This is a genomic window from Pseudomonas sp. AIG (assembly GCF_977020205.1).
Genome location: NZ_CDROCK010000001.1, coordinates 45,974 through 70,132, shown reverse-complemented (window position 1 = coordinate 70,132; position 24,159 = coordinate 45,974). Strand labels below are relative to the sequence as shown.

General features: G+C 59.2%; 16 protein-coding genes. 5 read left to right on the top strand and 11 right to left on the bottom strand.

Annotation, left to right across the window (positions count from 1 at the left end; translation table 11 throughout):
• From chvE to ACWR1S_RS00285, 7 genes are all read right to left on the bottom strand, one after another.
• Complete coding sequence (gene chvE / locus ACWR1S_RS00315; RefSeq protein ID WP_454561999.1) at nucleotides 1-1,071, bottom strand: multiple monosaccharide ABC transporter substrate-binding protein; 1,071 nt, start codon at nucleotides 1,069-1,071, stop codon at nucleotides 1-3.
• 106 nt (nucleotides 1,072-1,177) lie between these two features.
• On the bottom strand, nucleotides 1,178-2,269 hold the full coding sequence (locus ACWR1S_RS00310; RefSeq protein ID WP_454561998.1) for a Gfo/Idh/MocA family protein: 1,092 nt from the start codon (nucleotides 2,267-2,269) through the stop codon (nucleotides 1,178-1,180).
• 44 nt (nucleotides 2,270-2,313) lie between these two features.
• Complete coding sequence (gene iolG, locus ACWR1S_RS00305; RefSeq protein WP_454561997.1) at nucleotides 2,314-3,309, bottom strand: inositol 2-dehydrogenase; 996 nt, start codon at nucleotides 3,307-3,309, stop codon at nucleotides 2,314-2,316.
• A gap of 67 nt (nucleotides 3,310-3,376) precedes the next feature.
• Nucleotides 3,377-4,249, bottom strand: coding sequence for a sugar phosphate isomerase/epimerase family protein (locus tag ACWR1S_RS00300; RefSeq protein WP_454561996.1), 873 nt, complete (start codon nucleotides 4,247-4,249; stop codon nucleotides 3,377-3,379).
• A gap of 55 nt (nucleotides 4,250-4,304) precedes the next feature.
• On the bottom strand, nucleotides 4,305-5,201 hold the full coding sequence (locus ACWR1S_RS00295) for an intradiol ring-cleavage dioxygenase (RefSeq protein WP_454561995.1): 897 nt from the start codon (nucleotides 5,199-5,201) through the stop codon (nucleotides 4,305-4,307).
• Nucleotides 5,202-5,281: 80 nt separating this feature from the next.
• Nucleotides 5,282-6,715: a sugar porter family MFS transporter gene (locus tag ACWR1S_RS00290; protein ID WP_454561994.1), complete on the bottom strand. Its 1,434-nt coding sequence runs from the start codon at nucleotides 6,713-6,715 to the stop codon at nucleotides 5,282-5,284.
• A gap of 233 nt (nucleotides 6,716-6,948) precedes the next feature.
• Nucleotides 6,949-7,863: a LysR family transcriptional regulator gene (locus ACWR1S_RS00285; protein ID WP_454561993.1), complete on the bottom strand. Its 915-nt coding sequence runs from the start codon at nucleotides 7,861-7,863 to the stop codon at nucleotides 6,949-6,951.
• A gap of 172 nt (nucleotides 7,864-8,035) precedes the next feature.
• On the opposite strand from ACWR1S_RS00285, the gene ACWR1S_RS00280 reads away from it, so the two are divergent.
• The 3 genes from ACWR1S_RS00280 to ACWR1S_RS00270 are packed head-to-tail and all read left to right on the top strand — an operon-like array spanning nucleotide 8,036 to nucleotide 10,367.
• Nucleotides 8,036-8,860, top strand: a complete 825-nt coding sequence (locus tag ACWR1S_RS00280; protein ID WP_454561992.1) for a dioxygenase — start codon at nucleotides 8,036-8,038, stop codon at nucleotides 8,858-8,860.
• 24 nt (nucleotides 8,861-8,884) lie between these two features.
• Complete coding sequence (locus ACWR1S_RS00275) at nucleotides 8,885-9,280, top strand: nuclear transport factor 2 family protein (protein ID WP_454561991.1); 396 nt, start codon at nucleotides 8,885-8,887, stop codon at nucleotides 9,278-9,280.
• A 19-nt stretch (nucleotides 9,281-9,299) separates the two neighbouring features.
• A complete protein-coding gene (locus tag ACWR1S_RS00270) occupies nucleotides 9,300-10,367 on the top strand; it encodes a maleylacetate reductase (protein ID WP_454561990.1) in 1,068 nt (355 codons plus the stop codon).
• Between the two features lie 268 nt (nucleotides 10,368-10,635).
• On the opposite strand, the gene ACWR1S_RS00265 is transcribed toward ACWR1S_RS00270, so the two are convergent.
• Nucleotides 10,636-10,887 carry a hypothetical protein gene (locus tag ACWR1S_RS00265; protein WP_454561989.1) on the bottom strand — a complete coding sequence of 84 codons (252 nt, stop codon included), beginning with the start codon at nucleotides 10,885-10,887 and terminating at the stop codon, nucleotides 10,636-10,638.
• 176 nt (nucleotides 10,888-11,063) lie between these two features.
• Here ACWR1S_RS00265 and ACWR1S_RS00260 point away from each other — a divergent pair, with 176 nt between their 5' ends.
• Nucleotides 11,064-12,221: an HD-GYP domain-containing protein gene (locus ACWR1S_RS00260; protein WP_454561988.1), complete on the top strand. Its 1,158-nt coding sequence runs from the start codon at nucleotides 11,064-11,066 to the stop codon at nucleotides 12,219-12,221.
• Nucleotides 12,222-12,263: 42 nt separating this feature from the next.
• Nucleotides 12,264-16,643 (top strand): response regulator, encoded by a 4,380-nt coding sequence (locus ACWR1S_RS00255; RefSeq protein WP_454561987.1) that lies wholly within the window; start codon nucleotides 12,264-12,266, stop codon nucleotides 16,641-16,643.
• A 60-nt stretch (nucleotides 16,644-16,703) separates the two neighbouring features.
• Here ACWR1S_RS00255 and ACWR1S_RS00250 read toward each other — a convergent pair whose 3' ends face one another.
• From ACWR1S_RS00250 to ACWR1S_RS00240, 3 genes are read right to left on the bottom strand one after another with little or no spacing between them, the layout of a single operon-like run.
• A complete protein-coding gene (locus ACWR1S_RS00250) occupies nucleotides 16,704-17,714 on the bottom strand; it encodes a hypothetical protein (RefSeq protein ID WP_454561986.1) in 1,011 nt (336 codons plus the stop codon).
• Nucleotides 17,715-17,722: 8 nt separating this feature from the next.
• Nucleotides 17,723-18,745 carry a hypothetical protein gene (locus ACWR1S_RS00245; RefSeq protein ID WP_454561985.1) on the bottom strand — a complete coding sequence of 341 codons (1,023 nt, stop codon included), beginning with the start codon at nucleotides 18,743-18,745 and terminating at the stop codon, nucleotides 17,723-17,725.
• Complete coding sequence (locus tag ACWR1S_RS00240) at nucleotides 18,738-23,939, bottom strand: AAA domain-containing protein (protein WP_454561984.1); 5,202 nt, start codon at nucleotides 23,937-23,939, stop codon at nucleotides 18,738-18,740. Before ACWR1S_RS00240 ends, ACWR1S_RS00245 begins: the two co-directional genes overlap by 8 nt.
• Between the last annotated feature and the right edge of the window lie 220 nt (nucleotides 23,940-24,159).

The following is a 24,159-nucleotide window of genomic DNA, read 5'->3' as shown; positions in this document are numbered from 1 at the left end:
TTAGCGCAACTGCTCGGGGGTGTAGAACCGGGTGTCGTCGACGAGCACTTTTTGCCAGTTTTTGCCATCGACCAGCAGCGGAGTGAGTAACTGGGTAGGAACGACCATCGAACCGTTGTCATACGAGGTGGTGTCGTTGACTACAACGGCTTTGCCGGTAAGCGTTGCATCCATCATTTGCGCAGCCGCTTCGGCCAAGGCGCGGGTGTCCTTGAAAATGGTCGAGGACTGATCGCCGCGCATGATCGATTTGATGCTGGAGATCTCGGCGTCCTGCCCGGTGACAATCGGCATCGCTGCCTTGCCGGTGCCATAGCCAACACCGCGCAGGGACGACACCACGCCGGTCGCAATCTGGTCATTCATCGCTAGCACGGCATCCAGATGGCTATTGCCATAGAAGGCGCTGAGCAAGTTATCCATACGTGCCTGGGCCTGCGCACCATCCCAGTTCGGCGTGGCGACTTTCTCCATGGCTTCCTGGCCGCTGCGGATGACCAGTTTGCCGCTGTCGATGAAAGGCTTGAGCTGCGACATGACGCCCGCATACACCACGTGGGCATTATTGTCGTCAGTGGAGCCAGCGAAGATTTCCAGATTGAACGGGCCCTTGCCCTGTTTGAGCGCCAGCGCGTCGACGATCGATTGCCCCTGCAGCACACCTGTGCGGTAGTTATCGAACGTGACGTAGTAATCGAAGTCTTTGGTATTGCGAATCAGACGGTCGTAGGAGATGACCTTGATGCCTTTTTCCTTGGCTTGCTTGAGCACGTCAGCCATGGTCGTGCCGTCAATCGGTGCAACGATCAGGCCCTTGATGCCTTTGACCATCATGTTTTCGATCTGCGACAGCTGAGTGGGCGCTTCATACTGTGCGTATTGCAAATCGGTGTCGTAGCCCAGTTTCTTCAGCGAGTCGACGATGCTGCTGCCGTCGGAAACCCAGCGCGCTTCAGTTTTCGAAGGCATGGCAATACCGATGGTGCCTTGTGTGCTAGTGGCGCCTTTGTCACAGGCACTGACGGTAAATGCCAACAGTACGCTGGCGGCGACCTTGATGATCTTGTACATGATGACCCTCTTCTTTTTGTTGTTGGCATTTCTCGGGGATGCAAGCGCCCTTCCGGCTCTGCGAACAGAGCCGGCGGGGTCATTAGGTGTACGGGACTTCAGTGCGTTATTGCGCCAGGATGACTTCCTGGCCGTTCAGCTCGGCGGACTCAAAGAGCGCTTCGAGAATCACGTTAATGTTATGTGCCTGGGTCGCGGGCACGGTCGAGGGACTGCCGTTGCGCAACGACTGGACGAAGGCGGCCGCTTCACGGTCGAAATACACCGGGTTACCGATTTCGGCGATTTCCGGCGAATAGACGGTTTTGCGCACCGCCCAGATCTCCGGAAAGCTGTTTTCGTTCCAGTGCGTCCAGCCCTGCTGATGCCCGTTCTTGCCATCGTGGTAAAGCTTGTACGACGCTGGCATGGGCGTTGAATGCATGACGCCGTGGGTACCGTAAGCTGTGATGTCCCAGCTCTCCGTCCAAGGCATCGGATCCCAAGACATGAAGTCGATCGTGATGAGTTTGTCTGCGTAGTTGAGCACCGCGCCCACGGCATCCTCGCGCGCTGAATCGCTCATCTGCCCGGCAAACTTGGTGATCCGCGCATTGACCGAATCCGGCATGCCGAAATGCAGCAGCAAACGATCGATGGTGTGGCAACCGATCACATAGAACGCACCGCCTCGGTCACCCGGTTGTTTCATGTGGTTGGTATCGGCTTCATCGTGAGAGCACCCGGCGTGTGCCCGCACCTGCAAGACCTTGCCGATCTCCCCGCTCTGCAGCACTTGCTGCATTTTTTCCACCGAAGGCGCGTAACGCCAGCAGTAACCGACCTGGAACAGTCCACCCGTGCGCTCAACCGCTTCAACGATACGGCGAGTGTCGATGGTGCCACGCCCGGCAGGCTTTTCGCATAGCACAGCTTTCCCGGCTTCCAGCGCCTCGATGGCCCAGTCCGCCATCAGATAGCTTTTGGGGTGCACCAGCACCACGTGCACATTGGGATCGGCGAGAATTTCTTCCTTGCTGCGCGGCTGCAGATCCAGAGCGTCACAGAACGGCGCGAGCAAAGGACTGTCGTCAAAGGCACCGAGGAATTTTGCACCGGGTATACGTTTAAACGCCTTGACCCGCCCCGACGTGTGCGGGTGGGTGATACCCAGGCAGGCCACACCAATCGTGGCGTCGTGCTCAAGTTTATAGGTCATGCTGTTCTCCAGAATTCTTGTCGAGGTGGCGACCGGCTGCCGGCTCAGAGCCGCACTGCCCGCCCGGTCTTGACCGACTCCACCGCAGCATCCGCCAACTTCAGCGCCTTGAGGCCATCCTGCACAGTGGTGGGCAGCGGCGTCCCCTTCACCAAGGCATCGATGTAGGCATCCAGTTCAGCCTTATAGGCTTGTTGATAGCGTTCCAGAAAGAAGTTCAGCAGCGGTTCGCGGGCATCAGTAACGTCCTGGCTCCAGCGGCGGATTGTGGTGGGTCGCAGGTTGTCCATTTGCAACATGCCTTTGGAGCCAAACACCTCGATACGCTGATCATAGCCGTAGACCGCCTGACGGCAGTTGTTGATGTGGCATTGCTTGCCCGAGGCTGTCTGCATTTGCACCATCGCGGTATCGTAGTCGTCGTACTTTTCCATCATCTGCGGATCGATCAGGCGGCTGCCGATCGCAGTGAGCTCGACCGGCTCTTCACCGAGCAGCCAGCGACCGATGTCCAGGTCATGGATGGTCATGTCGCGAAAGATCCCGCCAGAGTGCTCAATGTAATCCTCAGGTGCGAGCCCGGGGTCACGGCTGCTGATGATCACCTGACGCACTTCGCCAATGTCGCCGGCCTTAATCGCGGCATGCATTTCGGCGAAAGTGCTTTCGAAGCGGCGGTTGAATGCGAGCATCACCCGCCCGTTCAGGCGTTCCACCTCCTCCACCGCCGCCAGACTTTTGGCCATGTCCAGATCGATCGGTTTTTCACACAGCACGGCCTTGCCTTGACGCACGGCGCGCAGCATCAGGTTGATGTGGGTGTGCGTTGGCGTGCCAATGACAATCGCCTGCACATCGTCACGGTCGATGGCCGCTTCACAATCGAGCATGGCTTCGGTGCCGAAGGCATCGGCCAGGCTCTGGGCGGCATCGGCGAAGGGATCCGCCACCACCACCAGTTTGGCAAACTTGCTTGCAGCCACATTGGCTGCGTGAATCTTGCCGATACGACCGGCGCCGAGCACTGCGATACCTACCATTGTTCATCTCCTGAAAACGCTGTTATTCGTTGTAATAGTCGGGCAAATCTTCAATGGGTCACGCGCATCAGCGCGGGAACCGGATATTTTCAAACTGTGCGAGGGTGCTGTCGAACGCGCGCTTGGACACCACGTCCAGCGGCAACTTGCGCAGCTCAGCGGAGATCAATTCGACACCCCATGGGCCGTCATAACCGACGTTGACCACTTGTTGAATAAAGTCCGGCACGTCCAACTGGCCTTCACCGCAGCACTTGCGGTAATGCGTGGAATCGTTGAATAGCGTTTCAACGATGGAATGATCAGCGTCGTCCAGTTCGATGGACTTGATCAGCTCCAACGGGATCTTGGCAATCTCGTCGAAATTCATACCGCCGCGCGCAACGTGCCACGTGTCCACCAGCAAACCGCCGTTGGGACGCACGCCTTCGGAGACGGCAATGGCCAGGTCGATGGTGTTGACACTAGAAAACGGCAGGAACTCGATCACCACATTCACGCCGTATGGCTTGGCCTGATCGCACAAGTGGGCAAACGTTTCGCGCATCAGCGGTACATCAGGGGCGCCGTCGTCAAACAGCCCGGCCGCGACTTTCAAACTGCGCGCTCCCAGTTCGCCTGCGACTTCCAGCAGTTCGTCGCGGATCCGGTCGGAGGAGTTGCGGCGATCACCGTCCAGATGCCAATCGGTCAGAAACTCCACTTCAAGGTGCTTGATGCCGTTGTCCTTGAAAATGTTGCGCACTGTGGAGATGCCATATTTGGCAACGTTGTGCACCAGGTCAGCGTGAACCAGACCCATGCCCTTCCAGCCCGCTTTGGCCGCAGCCTCAGCTCGTGATTGCAGGGAAAACGGGCTGATCTCGCTGGGTGCGCCCGGGTAGGTGTCGCCAGCGAGAGTCCAGTAAGCGGCCAACAGTTCGATATTTTTATTTGGCATGACGATCACTTAAGAATGAGTGGTTAAAAACGTTCGCTAGCAAGGTGTCGCTGAATCAAACCGGGGTAAGGACGAAGTCCCAATTGACCGCCAGAAAAGGCACCGGTAATTCATAACTGCTGGCGACCTCGGGATCGGTTTGCTTGGTGAATTCGGCGATGAGTTCTTTCTTCACGCCGAACACGGTGTCTTCGTGCAGGTATGGGCAGTCGGGGGTAAAGATGTGGGTGATGACCTGGTCGTAACCTTCTGCGGTGACGATGAAATGCAAATGCGCAGCGCGATTCGGGTGTCTGCCCAGTTGCCCGAGCAGCTTGCCGACTGGGCCGTCAGCGGGAATCGGGTAGTGGCGCGGTTTGACCGTGCGGAAAGCGTAGTAACCGTCAGCGTCACTGGTGAACAGTCCGCGAAGGTTGTAATCCGGTTGCACGCCCTTCTGCTGCACGTCGTAGAAACCGTCATCGTTGGTTTGCCAGATGTCCAGCGTCGCACCGGCAATCGGCCGGCCAGCGGTGTCCAGCACGCGGCCGCTGACCAATGTTGGCTCACCTTTGCCGTCCAGGCAGATGTTCGCGCCGTTTGGATAACGCGGCGCATCCGCCACGTAAAACGGGCCGAGGATGGTGTTGGGCGTGGCGCCTTTCGGGCGGCGGTGATTGATCGCGTCAACCAGCATGGTTGCGCCAAGCACGTCCGACAGCAGAATGTACTCTTGACGCCAGTCGGTACACATTTGCCCGGTCTGGGTCAGGAACTCGATGGCCTTGAACCACTCGTCATGCGTCGGTTCGATTTCCTTGATCGCCGCGTGCAAGTGCCGGGTCAGTACCGCCATCACTTTCTGCAAACGCGGATCGGCGTCAGCAGAGATTCGCGCGTTGACGATTTCAGCGGAATGTTCTTCTTCGAAGAGGCCGCCGATGGCGATATCGGTGTCTAGGTGAGCGGTCATGGCTGAGATCCTTGTTTCATTATTCTTGAAGAGCGGCAGTGGTTTCATGCGCACTGCCGGCGACGCCAGTGATGCGAGTTTCAATAGGCCTGTGCGTCGACGGCGCGCCATTTACGGCCGTTGAAGCGTTGCTTCATTTGCTGTTCGATTTCTTCCAGGGTCAGGCCTTTGGTTTCCGGCAGCCACAAGGTGCAGAAAGCAATCGAGCCAATATTGACGACAGCGAACAGGAAGAAAGTCATGCCGCCCAACGTACTGAGGAGAACCGGGAACACGAACGCGACAATCGCATTGAACACCCAGAAAATGCTGACTGAGATACCGTTCATCAAACCCCGTGCGTGGGTCGGAAACAGTTCCGACATCAACAGCCAGTAGACCGGGCCAATGCACATCTGCATGAAGAACAGGAACACCAGCACGCCCGACAAAGCCATGTAGCTTTGCAGCAGCGAGTGCGGCATGAAATTGAGCACCACACCAAGGAAGATTTGCGCCAGTACCACCACGGTCAGACCCAGCAACAGCATGGAACGCCGGCCCATACGATTGATGACCCACATGCCAATCAACGTTGCGATCACCGAAATGACGCCGTTACCGATGGTTGCGATCAGTGCCGCGTTGATGCCCATGCCGGTCTCTTTGAGGATCATCGGCGTGTAGTACATGAATGCATTGACGCCGGTGAACTGGATGACGAAGCCCAGACCAATGCCAATAGCGAGCAATTTCAGCAGCCACGGTTCGTTGAGCTTGGCCAGCACCCCTGTGTGTGTGCGTTCGACGTTGCACTGGGCGATGATTTCCTTGAGCTCGCGGTCGGCCTCGCGCTGTGTATCGCGGATGCCGGCCAGCGTCGACTTGGCTTCGGCAATGCGGCCCTTGCTGACCAGCCAGCGCGGTGAAGTCGGAACGAAGTGCATGCCGATGTAGAGCAATGCGGCCGGAATCAGCGCGATGGCGAGCATGTAGCGCCAGATGAGGGGGCTGTCGAAAAGATGCGCCAGTCCGGCGCTGGTGACGTAAGCCAAGCACTGCCCGGAGACGATCATCAACTCACTCTGACAGACCAGCCGCCCCCGATGTTTAGGCGCTGCCAGTTCGGCGATCAGCACCGGAACCGTGGATGAGGCACCGCCAACGGCAATGCCGAGAATGAAACGCGTGGCGACCATGCTCCACATGTCCGGCGCCATTGCCGTTCCCAGCGCACCCACTGCGAACAGCAGCGCCAGAGCCTTGAGTACGCCGAGGCGGCCATAACGATCCGACAGTTGCCCTGCGAACAACGCGCCAAATGCACCGCCGAAGATCAACGAGGACGCCACTAGACCTTCCGAAACAGGTGACAGGCCGAGCCCACCCTGGCTTGGCTCCAGTGCCATGAACGGCAACGCGCCGGAGATCACGCCAGTGTCATAGCCGAAGCCCAACGAACCCATGGTAGTGATGACGGCGATTCGCCAAAGAATTTTTGATGAGGCATTGGCGCCGGTTTGATCGCGGGACATGAGGGTCAACCTTTTATTGAAGTTATTTGTACACTCAGTGGGATCGAGACTACTGCCATTGAATCGGAAAAAAAATGTCCATCTGGCAAATGTGTTTTCCGCTCAGTGGAAAACTGCGAGTGAGCGTAGAGAACGGCCCTGTCGGTGATAGGCAGGACGAGAGTCAGTCAGCGCGGGGAAGATCGACGCGGCCGGGCGCCGCATCGTTTATCAGGAAGGGATCGACGCGAGGATTATCGCGTCCAGTAGCGCTCGTATTCATGCTCGGCAAAATCGGCGAGCAGGAAGTCGATGAAAACGCGCAACTTGGTCGGCATATACCGCCGGCTCTGAAACGCCATGTTGATCGTCAGCCGGGGTAGATCCCAGTCATCCAGTACCGGAATCAGGCGCCCAGCTACCAAGTCGGCATTGATGATGTATTTAGGCTGCACCAGGATGCCACCGCCCGCCAGTGCTGCGGCGCGAACAATTTGACCATCATTGGTTTCAAGGATCGGATCGACTTTGACTGCGACCTCTTCCTCACCTTTGGTAAAACGCATAACCCGTGGCTGATTGGCGTGGCTATAAATCAGCAAGTCATGGCTGGCGAGATCCTCGATCGTCTTCGGCGTACCCATGCGCTGCAAATAGCCCGGCGACGCCGCCAGCACGCGACGTGTTTCAGCCAGACGGCGGATGGTGATGTTCGAGTCGGGCTCATATTCCTTCGTTCTGATCGCCAGATCGATCTCGCTGTCGATAATGTCGTAATAGCGATTCTCGCCTAGAACCTTGACCGTGATGTGCGGGTATTTCTTGCGAAACGCGGGAATCAGCGGCGCGATGTGCAACATGCAAAACGAGATCGACGCGGTAATCGTCAGGGTTCCGACCGGCTGCACCAGCGATTCGGTGAGGGAGGCTTCGGCTTCTTTCAGTTCGCCTAGCAGGCTCTTGCAACTGGTGTAGAACTGATGGCCGGAATGAGTCAGCGCCAGGCGCCGAGTATTGCGATCGATCAAACGCACGTTCAGACGCTGCTCCAACGCCACCAGATGCCGGCTCGCCGCAGCGTTCGACAAGCCCAGCAACTCCGCCGCCTTACTCAGCGTTCCCACCTCGGCGGTCGTCACAAATAGCTCGAGTTCGGTAAGCCGATCCATCGCGCCCTCCTTTTTTATTTTTTCATATATGAAATAAAGATTTTCTTTATCGGGCTTTTTTTGCGCAGACCGCAACTATAACGTGCAGCGCTATGGCCTGAACAGGGCGGTTGCGGTGTCCGCAACTGACCAAGAGCAGGCGCCCAGATATCAGCAATTTCTCGGAGTCACGATGCGCAATCTGGACGAAGCATCAATCACGCAAGCGGTACTGGCACGCAACAGCGGCACGGCTGACCCGCGTTTGTGCGAGATAATGACGAGCCTTGTGCAGCATCTGCACGCTTTTGCCCGGGACGTCAGACTGACCGAAGAAGAGTGGCAAAGCGGTATGGATTTTCTCGCCGAAGCCGCGGCGATCTGCTCGTCAGATCGACAGGAATTCCTATTACTTTCACACACGTTGGGACTCTCGACGCTGGTGGTGGCCCAGAACAGCAAAAAGCGATCAGGTGGCACTGAAGCCACGGCAATCGGCACGCTGCCATTACCTTCCCCTCATCTGCATGACCTGGGCGCCGACATTAGCGCCGAGGGTTCCGGCGTCAAATGCCATGTCAGCGGAACGGTTCGAGACATCCAAGGCAATCCGGTTCCAGGCGCCAGTATTCAAGTGTGCGTCGCCAGCGATTGTGCCTGCGATCAGGCGTTATTGCAGGCCGATCATTTAGGCGAATACCACTTCTGGACTGTGTTGCCAGACAGTCAGCCGATTCAAGCCGATGGCCCGGTCGGCGCCTTGCTCGCCGCACTTAATCGGCATGCCTGGAGACCGGCACACATGCAATTCACCCTCCGCGCGCGGGGCTACCGAACGCTGAGCACCCAAGTATTCCGGGAAGGTGATGCATACCTTGATACCGATGCCGTATTCGGTGTCCGCTCTTCGTTGATTGCCCAATGGTTGTGTCACGAACCGGGGCCAGCGGCGGATGGCTCAGTGATCAACGAGACGTTTTATTCACTGAACTTCAACTTCGTCCTGACCAGCCAGTAAGCAGCAGGCGTATCGAGGAACCTGATGATCAACGAACCTTCTATCACTGCGGCCCTCACCGCGCTTGAAGATCAGCGTTACGCGGCAATGCGCCGGGGCGATCTGTTGACCTTCGAGCGCTTGGCTGACCCTGAACTGATCTACGTTCACTCCAACGGGATCCGGGACACCCTCAACAGTTATCTGCACAAGTGCCGTGACGGTCTTTACGTCTATCACCGCATTGAGCATCGGATTCATGAGGTTCGTTGTTCGGGAGACACCGCATTGGTGTTTGGTGAAATGGCTGCTGACATCACTTCCCACGGCATCGCCAAATCCATTCACAACCGCACGCTGACCGTCTGGCGCAGAACGGCTGCGCAATGGCGACTGTTCGCCTACCAGCCAACGCCCATGACAATACCTTCAGCACTTTAAATGTTCGGGAGAAACGCTAATGTCCACCGCACCTTTCATCTACAACGGCCAACCGTCCCGCGTGATTTTCGGCAGAGGATCGCTGCAACGACTTGAAGCGGAAATTGATCTTCTGGACGCTAAACGAGCATTGGTGCTATGCACCCCGGAGCAACGTCCGCAGGCTGAACGCATTGCGCAGTTGCTGGGTGATCGGGCGGCGGAAATTTTCGACAAGGCAGTTATGCACGTGCCGATCGAGACGGCGCGTGAAGCTCGCGAAGTCGCACGCAAACTGGGCGCCGATTGCGCAGTCGCGATTGGCGGCGGCTCGACCACAGGCTTGGGCAAAGCCATTGCGATGGATTCGGGATTACCCATTCTGGCAATCCCTACGACCTATGCAGGATCGGAAATGACACCGGTTTACGGCCTGACCGAGAACGGCATCAAACGCACCGGCAAAGACCCGCGCGTGCTGCCTAAAACCGTGATCTACGACCCGGAACTCACCGTCAGTCTGCCGCTGGACATGTCGATCACCAGCGGCATGAACGCCATCGCTCACGCCGCTGAAGGCTTGTACGCCCAAGACGGCAACCCAGTGATGTCGCTGATGGCCGAAGAAGGTATCCGTGCTCTCGCAGAAGGAATGAAAAAGATCCATGTCGATGCGACCGATATCGACGCCCGCGCCGATTGCCTATACGGTGCTTGGCTGTGCGGCACAGTGCTGGGCAACGTCGGCATGGCGCTGCACCACAAACTCTGTCATACGCTGGGAGGCAGTTTCAATCTGCCACACGCTCAAACGCACACCATCGTGCTGCCGCATGCCATTGCCTACAACCAGTGCGCCGCCCCTGCTCTGTCGCGCATCAGCCGTGCCCTGGATGTCGGTGACTGCTCACCTGCTTCTGCGTTGTTCGACTTGTCCAGTTCGCTCGGCGCCCCGACCCGCCTCAAAGATTTAGGCCTGACCGAAGCGGATCTGGATCGCGCTACGGACATTGCCATGTCTAATCCTTACTGGAATCCTCGACCTATCGAGGCCTCGGCAATTCGTCAATTGTTGCAAGACGCTTATGAAGGTGCTCGTCCGCGATAGGACGAAATAGTCGAGGATTGGCCCATCCGGCGAGTCTGGCTACAAACCAAAAATCCCACTTCAGATGAGAGTAGTTTTTCATCGAGCGCAGTCTCACGGTGGCAGCTATCAAATTTAGAGCGATCATGAGCCAACCGTGAACTCCAAATAACCGGCCAAATTCGTTTCCGCAAATAAGTTCCTACCCCTTGATTTCAGAGGCCTCCAGAGCATTAATGAATGCGACGTAGCGGAAACGAATACAGCTTAAACTGTTGAAATATATGGACTAATCTTCGGACTTGAAAACCGTCGACTGTAACAGGTCCATGAGTTCGAATCCCATCGCCTCCGCCATATCTGATACGACAAAGCCCTGATTATTCAGGGCTTTGTCGTTTCTGGGGTTTGAGGTTTCCGCTGCGCTCATTGAAAGACTACAAAACTTTCTGACCTTCTCCGTCGTCCTGCCGACCACCAATCCAAAATCCTGCATCTCGTCGAAGTGCTGTAGCCAGATCGCCACCTCGGCAGGCTGCACGCTTTACTGCATCAGCAAGAGGGTGAAGCCGCCGGTTACCCTGACACTTCATCAAGTACCTCATCGAATCAACCTCCCTGCTTCGACCTAGCGATTGCAGCTTTTCTAGCTACGCTTGCCGACAACAGTCTGGCGTAAGTACGCTGACTGCTTTTCAGTCAAGGGAGCCAACATCCATGGATAGCATGCAGGGCGTTTACCCATCAGCAACCGTTCTGGTGGTCGACGACACCCCAGACAACCTGATGCTGATCGCCGAGTTGCTAAAGGACAAATACCGGGTCAAGGCCGCCAACAGCGGCGAGAAAGCCTTGCGCCTTCTGCAGGCCGACCCGCTCCCCGACCTGATTCTGCTGGACATCATGATGCCGGGGCTGTCCGGTTATGACGTTGCCGAGCGACTCCAGCTTGACGCCCGCCTCGCTCACATACCGATCATTTTCCTCACCGCCATGACGGCCACAGAGGACGAGATTCGCGGCTTGAGCCTCGGCGCTGCCGACTACATCACCAAGCCGATCATTCCCCCGGTACTCATGGCGAGGGTCGAGACGCAGGTCAAGCTCAAGGCCGTCGGCGACTTTCTGCGCAATCAAAACGATTTTCTGGAACAGGAAGTGCAACGCCGTACCCGCGAAGTGATGGCTATCCAGGATGTCACCATCCACGCCATGGCCTCGCTCGCCGAGACCCGCGACAACGAAACCGGCAACCACATTCGCCGCACCCAGCACTACATAAAGTTGTTGGCCGAACGGCTGCGCGAGCACCCGCGCTTTCGTCACTTTCTCGACGAGGAAACCATCCAGCTGCTATTCAAATCGGCACCGCTGCACGATATCGGCAAGATTGGCATTCCTGATCGCATCCTGCTCAAGCCCGGACGCCTTACTCCGGAAGAGTTCGAGATCATGAAGACCCACACGACCTTGGGACGCGACGCCATCCAGCACGCCGAGGACCAGTTGGGGATCAACGTCGACTTCCTTCGCCTGGCCAAGGAAATCGCCTACGGCCATCAAGAAAAATGGGATGGCAGTGGCTATCCGCAAGGGCTGGCCACCGACGACATCCCGATCAGCGCGCGTTTGATGGCTGTGGCTGATGTCTACGATGCGCTGATCAGCCGCCGCGTATACAAGCCTGGCATGCCGCATGAGCAGGCGGTCGAAATAATCCGCGAAGGCCGAGGCAAACATTTCGACCCGGACATCTGCGATGCATTTCTGGCCAATGCCGAGCAGTTCCAGAACATTGCCGTGCAGTTCGCCGACAGTGACCAGGACATGGCCAGACAACTGGCCTTGCTTGAACAGATCGCTGAACAACCCTGAACCCTGTGTAGCACTCTGCCCCCCTGTAGAACGAGGCCCTTTATGAACAGACTGTTCGAGATGCTCGAGCGCCTGTCCCTGCGCAGTAAATTGATCATCGGCTTCGCCGCGCTGCTGATATTGGTTCTGATACTGGGGGTGCAAAGCCTGCGTGCCCAGTACTCGCTCAGGAACGAAATGCTGCAGTTGTACCAGCAGGATCTGGTAGGTATCCAGCATGTGCAGGAAGTCCGGGTGCAGTTGCCGCATCTGTTGCTGGCCATGCAACGTGCGATCGCGACCAACAACGCGGAGATCCGCATCAGCGCCAGAGCGCAGATGAATGTCGCCCAGGAACGACTCCACGAAGCCTTGGAACAGGTGCGACCGACGCTGCGGCGACAGAGCAGTCTCAGCAGTCTGCTTGAATTCGAAATGCTCTTGCAGCGTCTGCAAAAAGATGGCGATGACGCTTTGGAATTCGCCGGCAAAGGCTCCCTCGGTCAAGCCTGGATGCTGCTCAACAGTAAGGATTTTCTCGCGCTGGAACAGGGCAGTGACGGGCTGCTCACGCAGATAGAGAACAACAAACAAGCCGACATCCACGATACGGCGAAGAATCTGGCCGAATATGCGCAGCGCAGCACCACGATCACGTATGTGTTGCTGCTGGGCGGGTCGACGCTGGCGTTGCTGTTGACCTGGCTGGTCAGTTATTCCATTCGCGTGCCGCTCAATCGCGTCCGTGTGGCGGTGGACGAATTGGCGTCCGGCAAACTGGACGGGCAGATCCCCCACACCGACCTTCGCAACGAAACCGGTGACCTGGCCCGAGCCATCGCCACGTTGCAGGTGGAGGCTTGTCAGCTTGAGCGCCAGCGCTGGGTCAAAAACCACACTTCACTGCTGCAAGTGGATCTGCAACAGGCGGAAACCCCACAGCAGTTGGCCCAGGCTTTTTTTAGCCACATCGCGCCGCAACTGGGCATGTACCAAGGGGCGCTTTACGTTCTCTATGAAGGCGCCTCGCGCCTTCGACTGGTGGGCGGTTACGCGGTGGACCGTGAGCATCCTCTGCCCGTTGAACTTGAACTCGGTGAAGGGTTGCTTGGCCAGTGCGCACTCGATCGCCAACCCCGTCACCTGCAGAATCTGCCCGAAGCGTTTTGGCATGTGCGCACGCAGTTGGGCGCCGCCCCCGCCAGCGTCCTGATGGTTCAACCGGTGCTGCGTGGCGAACGCCTGCTCGGGGTGGTGGAAATGGCCGGTTTTCGCCAACTGGAAGAGAACGAAGCGCTGCTCTTGCAAGAAGTGCTGCCCAGGCTGGCCGGCGCCATGGCCATCATGGAACGCAGTGAAGCAGCTCAGGCATTGCTGCTGGAGACTCGCCGTCAGGCGGACGAAATGGGCGCGCAGACCTTGCAACTGGAACACCAGGCCCGCGAGCTGGAGGCTCAGCAGGCAGCATTGCGCGCCACCGAGGCCTGGTATCGCGGCATCATCGAGGCCGCACCGGATGGAATGTTGGTGCTAGGCGCCGACGGTCGCATTCTGATGACCAACCCGCAACTGGACACCCTGTTTGGCTATGCCCCCGGCGAGTTGATTGGCGCCAGCATCGAGCGTCTGGTGCCGCACGCTGCCCGCGAGCGTCATGTCAAATTGCGCGACGGTTTCATTGCCAGCGGCGGCACCCGGCAGATGGGCGGCGATCTGGAGGATCTGAGCGGCGTGCGCAAAGACGGCAGCCTGTTCTCCGTGGAAATTGGCCTTTCCCACCTGCCCCGCCTGGAGGGTCGTGGCGTCTGCGTCTGTGCCTCAGTGCGCGACGTGAGTGAGCGCCGGGCGATGGAAGCCAGGCTGCGCACTGCCAGCGATCGCCTGAACCTGGCGCAAGAGGCTGGCGACATCGGTCTGTTCGATGTTGATCTGGTCAGCGGCACAAACTATTGGACGCCCCAGCTCGAAACCCTGTTTGGTCTTGAACCCGGCAACTTCGGTGGCACGCTGGAGCACTGGCGGGCGCTGGTGCATCCCGAGGATCTGGCGCGGGTCAGCAGCACCTTCGAGAGCGCCGTGCAGAGTGGCGATGATCGCGTCGAATTCGACTTTCGCATCGTGCGTAAAAATGATGGACAGGTGCGCACGTTCCGCTCGCTCAACCGTTTCTCACGCACGCCGGACGGCCAGCCATTGCGCGCAACCGGCATCAACATCGACGTGACGGCGCTGGCAGAGGCAAGAGCAGCGGCCGAAGAGGCCACTCAGGCAAAGAGCGAGTTCCTTGCCAACATGAGCCATGAGATCCGCACGCCGATGAACGCCATCATCGGCATGAGCCACCTGGCGCTGCGCACCCACCTGGACAATCGCCAGCGCAACTACATAGAAAAGGTGCATCGCTCGGCGGAGAACCTGCTGGGAATCATCAACGACATTCTCGATTTTTCCAAGATCGAGGCCGGCAGGATGAGCCTCGAACAGGCGCCTTTCCGCCTCGAGGACGTGCTCGACAGTTTTGCCGCCATGATTGGCCTGAAGACCGAGGACAAGGGTCTGGAGTTGTTGTTCCAGATCCCGCCCGACCTGCCCACGGCCCTGCTCGGCGATCCCCTGCGCCTGGGGCAAGTGCTGATCAATCTGGGCAACAATGCTGCCAAGTTCACCGAGCGCGGTGACATCGTGGTCGGCGTGGAAGCAGTGGGTTCACACAACGAACACGTGCAACTGCACTTTTGGGTGCGCGACACGGGCATCGGCATGACCGCCGAGCAGTGTTCACGCCTGTTCGAGTCATTCAGTCAGGCTGACAGTTCGATCACTCGCAAGTACGGCGGCACCGGGCTCGGCTTGTCCATCTCGAAGAAGCTGGTGGAGCTGATGGCCGGCCGAATCTGGGTGGAAAGCCAACCGGGGGTCGGCTCGACATTCCATTTCCAGGTGCAACTCGGCGTGCAGCAAGGCGTGCAGGCGCGCCGTATGTTCAAGGCCGGCGAGCTACTGGGCATGCGGGTACTGGTCGTGGATGACAATGCCAGTGCGCGTGAAATCCTCTCGGGCATGGCACGTAGCTTTGGCCTGGAAGTGGATGTCGCGCAGAGCGGAGATCTGGCGCTGCGCATGTTGGCCGACGCCGAGCACAAGGCACTGCCTTACGATCTGGTCTTGATGGACTGGCGGATGCCCGGCATGGATGGCATGGAAGCCGTGAGCAAAATGCATTCCGCCAGCCTGATGCGCACGCCATCGGTGATCATGATCACCGCATTTGGACGCGAAGAAGCCCGCGAAGAAGCCGAGCGTCAAGGCATCCAGTTGCCGGTGGTGCTGACCAAGCCTGTCACGCCGTCCTCGCTGCTCGAAGCCATCGGCGTGGTGCTGGGCAGAGAAACACAGGGGGACACGCGAACGGGCGAACGCTCCCTGCACAATGCCAACACCGTCGCCAGCCTCAATGGCGCGCGGCTGCTTCTGGTCGAAGACAACGATCTGAATCAGGAACTGGCCAGCGAACTGCTGGAGAGCGTCGGAATACGCCTGCGACTCGCCACGCACGGTCAGGAAGCCCTGGACATCCTCGCCGAGGATGGCGACTTCGATGGTGTGTTGATGGATTGCCAGATGCCGGTAATGGATGGCTACACCGCAACCCGACACATCCGCCAACAAGCGCGCTTCAGCACTTTGCCGGTGATCGCCATGACCGCCAACGCGATGGACGGTGACCGCGAGCGCGCCCTCGAATGCGGCATGAACGACCATATCTCCAAGCCACTCAACGTCGAAACCATGTTCGCCACCCTGGCAAAATGGATCAATCCACGTGCCGCTCAAGCATCGCTGAATACAAGTTTCGCCGATGGCTTGCCAGAGCATATTGAGGGCGTTGATCTGGCGGCGGGTCTCGCCACCTGCATGGGGCGGCGGGACCTCTACTTACGTTTGCTGTGCAAGTTTCGCGACACTCAGACAGGCTTTATCGAGCAGTTCCATGCCGCACGGACCGATCCGGATCGTGGCGCCGCTGAACGACTGGCGCATAGCTTGCGCGGCACTGCCGGCAACATCGGCGCCAAGGCCGTGGCGCAGGCCTGCGCTTTGCTGGAACAGGCCTGCCATGACGGCGAGCCGGCTAAGGTGCTGCAAACGCTGGTGACGCAGGTCGAATATTGCCTGCACCCGATCCTGCTGGCTCTGGCCGACCTCAAGGCAGACACACCGGCCGGCACAGGTGAAAACCCGCTGAACTACTCCGCAATCAACGAGCAACTGAACAGGCTCGTGGGGCTTTTGGACGAAGGTGACACGGCGGCGTTGGACGCACTTGCAAGACTGCGCAACCTGCCACTTGATCGGGCGTTGGCAGAACGCCTGGCTCTGGTCGCGGCACAGGTAGATCTGTTCGATTTTGATCGGGCGTTGAAGCTTCTGCAGGATGGGTGATTTGCACTGAGCAGTCTCCTGCTTGCCAGTGCGCTGAACATTGCGTTCTGACGACGGGCCTCAGGGGCGACACACCACCTGGCGCAACCATCTGTCGTGACTTCGGGTGCGCAGCCAGACGTGGACTTCGGCACTATCGGGAAACTGCGGTTCGGCATCAAACGCGATCAGGCAAGTGCCGGCGTCAATGGCCTTGCCCATCAGAATATTGCGCTTGACCAGCACCGAGTCGCCATCGCCCGTCAATTCGTAGCAACCCTCAAGGGTCGAGACAAACCAGTGGCGCTGGAACCGAGTGATGCCCAAGGGTTCGCCAGGCACCTGCGCAATGGTTCTGGCTTCCTGACCGGCAACAGAAATCACCGAGCCGCCAGCGGCCACTGCCCACAGTTCACCTTGTGGACCTTCGACACCCGCGATGAGGTTGACGAACTCGCCAGCCTCCTCCGGCCAGGGTCCGGGAACTCGTTGCCAGGGACTGTCGCCGATCCGGCGCAGGATCAGCCCGGCGTAGCCCAGAACGAATACCGCCTGCGCCGTCACGACAATATTGTTGACCCCGCCCATCGTGCCGGGAACGTGGTCATCGTATTCAAGTTGCGCGCATTCGCCCGATGTCCAGCGGTACAGACGACGCTCGAAGGTACCGATCAGCAGGCTGCCGCTGACCCAGGCCAGACACTCGGCCAGCTCGATTTTTTCGCCGTCGGGCGTTTGATAACCGATTGTTCGGGAATACCAGGGGTGCAATGCCGACAGCTGCGGATGCGGGGAAATGCGCTGCCATCCGGCGACATGCCCAAGCTCGGTATTGGTCAGCAATTGGTCTTCGCTGGTGATTGCCCATACCTGCCCATCGTTGTCACCGACGATGGCCTGAATGGCATCAGCAACCCACACCTGCGGCTGGAACTGAAACCGGTCGCCGACCCAGTCGCCGCTGACGATCCATGACGAGGTATGCCCGTTTTCGTCGCGCGAGTGCACGGCAAACCAGGGGCGCCCGCCGGCCATGGTCAGGTCGGCCAATTGATAGCGCCGGCCCAGAGGCGCGGCAGAAGATTCATTCATATCCACACTCATGTCGCCGGTACCGGTTGTTGGTTGACTGTCGCGGGAATGTCGTAGAACAGCGGCAATTCCCTGTCCATCGTCCAGCCAGCGGCCGTATAGAACTCGCGAGCTTCGATCATCAACGCAACGGCCACTGCGCGACCGACTTCCTTGCGCTCGCGCCAGGTCATGTACCCTGCCTGCGCAAGCGCAAAGCCTTTGACGTTGAAGTCCTTGTAGTCACCTTTGTTGCCCAGAGCATTGTCCATGATCGCCACATCGACGCCCAGGTCAGCGGTTGTGTAGACGTGGGTCATCCACTCCAGCGCGTGCGCCAGGTATTCACCGGTCGTAGGGTTGCGGGCCGGTTGCTTCGGATCGCCACGTAATGCCTTGCGCGCTTTTTTCTGCGCGTCGGTGACATATTTATGCTGCGAGCCGCGGTTTTGCGAGTCTTGCATGAAGGTGGCAAAACTCTGGTTGAGGCTGAAGGACTGTCCTCTGAGCAACGAGCCGCGCAGCACTTTGTCGGGGATCAGATGATCGGCATCGTAGCCTCGATAGATATTCAGCAAGTGCACGTTGGCCGACGATTTGGCTTGAGAAATGATTTTGTAGCCGCCCGCCAGAGTGGGCATGCGTAACAGTTCGCGAATCGCCTGTCTGCTGCTGGCGTCCAGTGAAGCCGTTTGCCAGTCGAGCTGATTGATTTCATTGGCCAGCGTCACGGTGGCCTTGATCTCGGTGCGCAACACTTCATCCTCGAGCGGATAGGCTGCCTCGATGACACTGGGGCGCAAATCCAGCACTGTGTACGCGGGATTGGAGAGGATTCGCGAAATCACTTCGCGGGCCTCACGCTCACTCAGCTTGTGTCCGTCCGTACGCGGATAGGAAATACCACCGACCTCGAACGACTCGACGTAAGTGTCCTGCTGCGCCTGATGCGCGGCGGCGAAAGCGGCCAGCGCAGCCGGGTCGACGGGATGGCGCGATGCCGCTTCATAAGCGCGCCGCATCAGCCCCATGGCATAAAACCCGTTACTCATTGGCACTGTCTCCTACCGGTTCAGCCGAGGCATTGCCACGTACCAGATCATCAATATGTTTGCCGAACGTGGATGGCCGCCCATGGCCGCGCGCCTGCATCCAGGCCAGCAACAGGTCGACGGTCGGCTCCAGCAGTGAATGGGTGCGCAAGGCAGGGTCCTGCACCGCGATACGCAGAGACGGCGGTTGCCCACTGCTGAGCAGGCTCTCCACCTGTGCGGGTGCCCAGGCTCGCGTATGTCGCTGCACGCCATCAGGGTCAAGGCCAAACCAGCCAGGGTAGTCTCCGGGCTGCCCTGTGAGCACTTCCACGCCGATTTCGACCGGGCGAGTCGCCGTTTTGCCAGGCCAGGACAACGGATAGATCCGGCGCACGATGTGCATTTCGCCGTCCCGCAAGGACGAGGCCAGCATCAGCTTCGACATCATGTCGTAGAGTTGTCGCTGCGTCGGCGTGAACGCTGCCATTTCCGGGCTGTCGGCGGTCACGGCAATGTCCAGTGGCACCAGCGCACCGTGTGCGCCACTGCGGCCACCGTCCGGCGCGGGCAACGCTTCTTCGGTCGATGCCGTAGCGCAATCGTCAGGCTCTTCCTGCGCGCCCTCTTCATCGGTCGCGGGCACTGACGCCACAGGTGATTCGCCCCACGTATTCAATTCTACGGCGGGCTGTCCGGCAAACAACGCAATGACCGCACCCTGTGCATCGACAGTCTGCGCTTCAGGGCCGCTGACCGGCAGCGCACCGGTGAACGCCGGGCATTGGTCGTCGAACCTCGCCGCCCAGGTGTACAGGAACGCCAGGTAATCGTCCTCTGTGGCGTCGGCCTTGCTGGACAGCCGCGTCAGCGCTGCATCGAATGCCATCAGCAATTCATTGGCGCTGATGGCTCGCAACCAGTCATTGCTGAGCAGTTTCTCGGCCTGAACCCGGCCCGCAGCGGTCAGGAACAACCGCCCTTGACCATCGAGTGCAGCCCATGCATTTTCACCCGCCCGCAGGTCGGGCCCATCTGTGCCCGGGCGCATCTCATAAAGCTTTTGCAGTGCCCCCATCGTGCGCGACGGTAACCAGCCAAATCGCCTGAACGCTTCCTGCAACACCAGATTGGTGCCGAGGTTTTCAGCGGGTGGCAGGCCACAGGTTTCCTGTTCGATCAGACAAGGTGTCGGCGCAACGACCGCTTCGGCCAGGATGCGGATCAAGGCGTCGGCGTTTTCCTCGCTGTCGCTGCCCCACGATCGCCACCCTTCTGCCGCGCGCAGCACCATCAAACGCGCCGGCACGACAATGCCGTCGACGTTCAGCGTGATGCCAATGCCCAAGCGTTTCGCGGGAACGCCCTCGGAATCACCATGGCCGGCCAGCGCCCGGAGCAAGGGCCCCTTGACCCGCCCGCCGCCCGGGATGCCGTGGCGCAGGTAGACCGAGCCGATCAGATTATCCAGCACCCGCAAGGCGATGGCGCCGTAAGCCAGGCCCATGTTCAGGGCGCGGCAGATGCTTGCAGCGCGCTCCTCGGCAGTGCCGCCTTCGACCTGAATACATTTGCCCTGTTCAAAGGCGCTTTGCATCTGCGGCGCCGTCAATGCATGAAAGCGTACGCGACGCACCTGGCGCACATGCATGAACCACGGCGCCTCCTTGAGCACTTGAATCATGTGCCAGGCAATGGCCTCGCCCTGAGCGTCATCATCGGTACCCAACACCAGCTCAGTGCATTGCAGCAGGCGACTGCCGGTATTGCGCAGCGCGATCGCGAGGTCATGACCTTCGCGCTCGCTCAGTTGCCAACGGGGTTTGAGTCCGTCGTGCCAACGAATGGACCCCGGCCCCGGCAGATCTCGAATATGCCCCCCGCAACCGAAAACCTGCGTGCCATCGGGCACCAGCGCCTGAATGATTTTCGCCTTGTGCACTGACTCGACGACCATCAGCGTCGAAGGCCCGAGCTTGCAGGCCGGCACACGAGGTGCCCCGGTCCTGCGCTCATGCTCCGGCTCGCGCACACCGGCCAGGCATCGCCCGACCACAGCCGAAGGTAAATGGTTTTCCGGGTCCATCGCCTGCTGAGAAAAAAACAGATCAGAGTGGCCGAACAGAATGAAGCTTTTCTGTGCCCGGCTGATTGCGACATTGAGCAAGCGACCATCGTCGCGGTCGATGAACACCCGTTCGCGGTGGTTGTTCTCGGTTCGGCGACTGGCGCGGCTTTCCCGGTTGACGGCACTGAACAACACCACCGGTTTTTCGGCCCCTTGCAGCGTATGCACGGTGCCGATGGTCAAGCGCTCGCTCAGGCCCGCGTCAATCGGATCAAGCTCTTCGCGCACGCGATTCCTGATCGCTTCGACCTGTCCGCGAAAGGGCGTGACGATCGCAACCAGTTTCTCCAGCGCAATGGGTTCATCGGGATGCCCCTCGACCCGCGCAGCCCACTTTGCCAGGCGTGGACCAAACTCCTTGAGCCAGTTCACGATCGCTCGTGCTTCTCCGGGGTTTGACCAGGAGTCGCCTCTGCTGGGCTCATCGTTCGGCCCTCCGGTCTGGTAGAAGCCCAGCGGCGGCAGCGGGAACGTAGCCTTTATTTGCTTGCGCCGCAGCAACTCTTGCGGCCCCTCAAGCAGAGGCAAATCGGCGTCCGAAAACAGCCCCGGTTGCGGGTCGGGCACTTTCGGTTCCAGCTCCCGATTGAGCAATTGGCCCGCAGCATCGCGGTCGTGATCGTGGTAAAGCAGATCGATGCAGACATTGATGATCGATTCGGCACATCGATAATGCTCGCGCAACAGCAACCCGTTCCGCAGCCGGCCATCAGGCATGGCTTCGGCAAAAGACGCTCCGGTCGCCGCAAGCTTCATGATGGAACCGCTGGCAGAATCAGCTCCGCGCGTGAGCAGATCCCCCAGGCTGGCCGGGTCCGCCCAACGATCCTCCACCTGTCGGGCATCCACCTCCGGCGTCACCGAGGACACCGGTGAAAGTTGCTTCATGTCGCCGACAATCACCGCTTTCTTCGCCAGGCTCAACACTGGCACACCCAGCTCCGGGGCAGCCTGCCCGGCTTCGTCGATGATCAGCAAATCAAGAAAGGCGAACAGCGGTTGGCGGCGCTCGCTCAACAGCCGCGGCGCACTGTGCAGCGTGGCGACGATGCACGGAAACAGCATGGCCGCGCGGCGCAGTGCACTTCGGCGGTCAGCTGGCGCAGGTTCTGCGATGACAGCCGCCAGCCAGCGGGTTTCCCAGTAGCGGGCTGCCAACTGGAAAATCACTGGCCGCCACACCACGTCCAGTAATTTCTGCTGCAGCGCCTGACGCGCCTCGGGGTCGGAGGCCGCCTGCAACTCAGCCAGGATGTCCTGCGCCCAGCCAGAAGACCACGCCTGACCGGGGAAGCGGTCCGCTAAAGCCTTGGCTTCGATCAGCGCCTCAATGTCGACCTGACGCTCAATCGCCGACACCAGACCGCAGTGCAAAACCTCGGTAAGCGTCTTCAAGTGTTGGCAGAGTGCGGCTGAGTCCGAGGATGCCGAAGGCGTTTTTTGCACCAGACGGATATGCCGGGTGGCGTCACTGACGAGGTGCTTTTGCTCAACGCTGAACAACGAACCGAACAGCTGCGGGAGCTCCTGGAAGGCATCTTCAAAGTGCCGCGCCAACGCAAGCGCCGCCGCCACACGATCCTCATACGATTGCTTCAGGCTGGAGGAGCCGACGCCCAGCACACGCAATTGTTTTTGCCTGATTTCCAGCGTGGTGAATTTGCTCCGGTGCGTTTTGCCTTTGGCTTTGGACGGTGCGCTGGCGGTAAACCCCAATAACGGTCGCCCGGTGGGATCCAGCCAACGCCGCGCCAACGCATGCTTCCTGCCAACGGCGCCATTGAAGGTGCCCATCACATTCTCGACGCTCTGGTTGGTGGCCCCGCACACAAAGGTCACCGGACAGTGTTCGTCGTTGTCGTAAGCGGCCAGTACCCACTGGTTGGCAATCATCGCGCGCAGCATGGCCGTCTTTCCGGTACCCGGTGGTCCGCTCACGGCGACCACGCCAGTTCCGCTCCCCAGCCGCCCAAGTGCCTGCAATGCACGACGCTGCGACTCGTTCAAAGGGTCGGCACAGCGATTGTCATCCGGTGCGTCGAGGTTGCCGGCCTTGTCGACCATTGCCACATGTCGGGCGCTGATGAGTGCCGGGGTCAGTCCACCCACCTGAACGGCTGTCCGGTAGCGATCAGCATGGACAAGTTGCCCTAGCGCACCGATCGAGCGGGCCTTGGGAATCGCCTTGTAGACGTTTTCCAGCGCACGGGTGGCGTATCCCGGTTGTCGCGGCACCGCAATCCATTGTCCGGAAATCGACGCCAGCCCAGTCTCAACACCGTCAGCCTGAATACGTTCGAACAGCGCCAGGCAGGCGTCAACGTAGGTGCTCAGGGTGCAACTTTGCCCCAGCGTTGCGAGAAACGTCTTCAGCTCGTCGCGATAACAATCGAAATGACCAATGGCCGGCGGTAACTCGTTCAAGGCAATCAGCGGCTGCGGCTCGAGCCAATGGCGAACCACTCGCGGGCGGCAGTCATTGACATCCTTGGGCAGGCAGATTTCGTTGTTCTCGTTGAGTTCGAACGGGAACCAGAAGGCGATGTTCAGGCGGGCGGGCTTGAGGGGTGGTTTGACCGGTGGTTTTTTCTCCCCCGGAGCAGGTTTCTTCGCCGGGGCGGGCCAAGTGACCTGAACGTCATCCGCCGATGGTGTTGATTGGTGAAAAACCAGGGCCATGGGAATCCGCGGATCTTCGTCCTCTTCTTCCGGCTCGTGGGTGCCTTCGGGATCGTCCTCAAGCGCCTTGATTGCCTCTTCTTCGCGCTTGCGCCGAGCCTCGGCGGCACGCTCAGTGATGACGGCCAGCGCCAGCGTCGGTCTTTTGCCGAAACCCAGGTTGAAACCCGGCCAGGCCAGTGTTGCAACGTTCTTCAATGGAATACGAACATCGGCCATCTGCAAGCTGAGCAAATCATCGGCCGTGAGTGCTTTGTGCCAGTAATCCAACACGTCGTTCGGCAATGGCGCAACGGTTTGTGTGTGAGGCTGCGCCTCGGCAGGCACGTCGGCAGGTTGCTTGGCTGCAGGCATTTTTTCGGCATCCGGCCGCAACCACTTGCTCAACTCCATGAGTCGCCTAATCATTTGTTGCTCCCTGAAATCTGAATTGCACGGCGGCCATGGCCCGTCGAGGGCGGCGATGATGGCTCATTGCCTTATCTGGTGCAATGCACGCGCCCTCAATGCTTCAATCCCCTCCCGCCGTGATCCCTTGAAACGGCGGGCAAGCGTCTACTGACACTTGGCGCCGTGTTGTAATGCTGCCTGCCAGACCTTTAACGGGCACGATCAGCCCTACGTTATC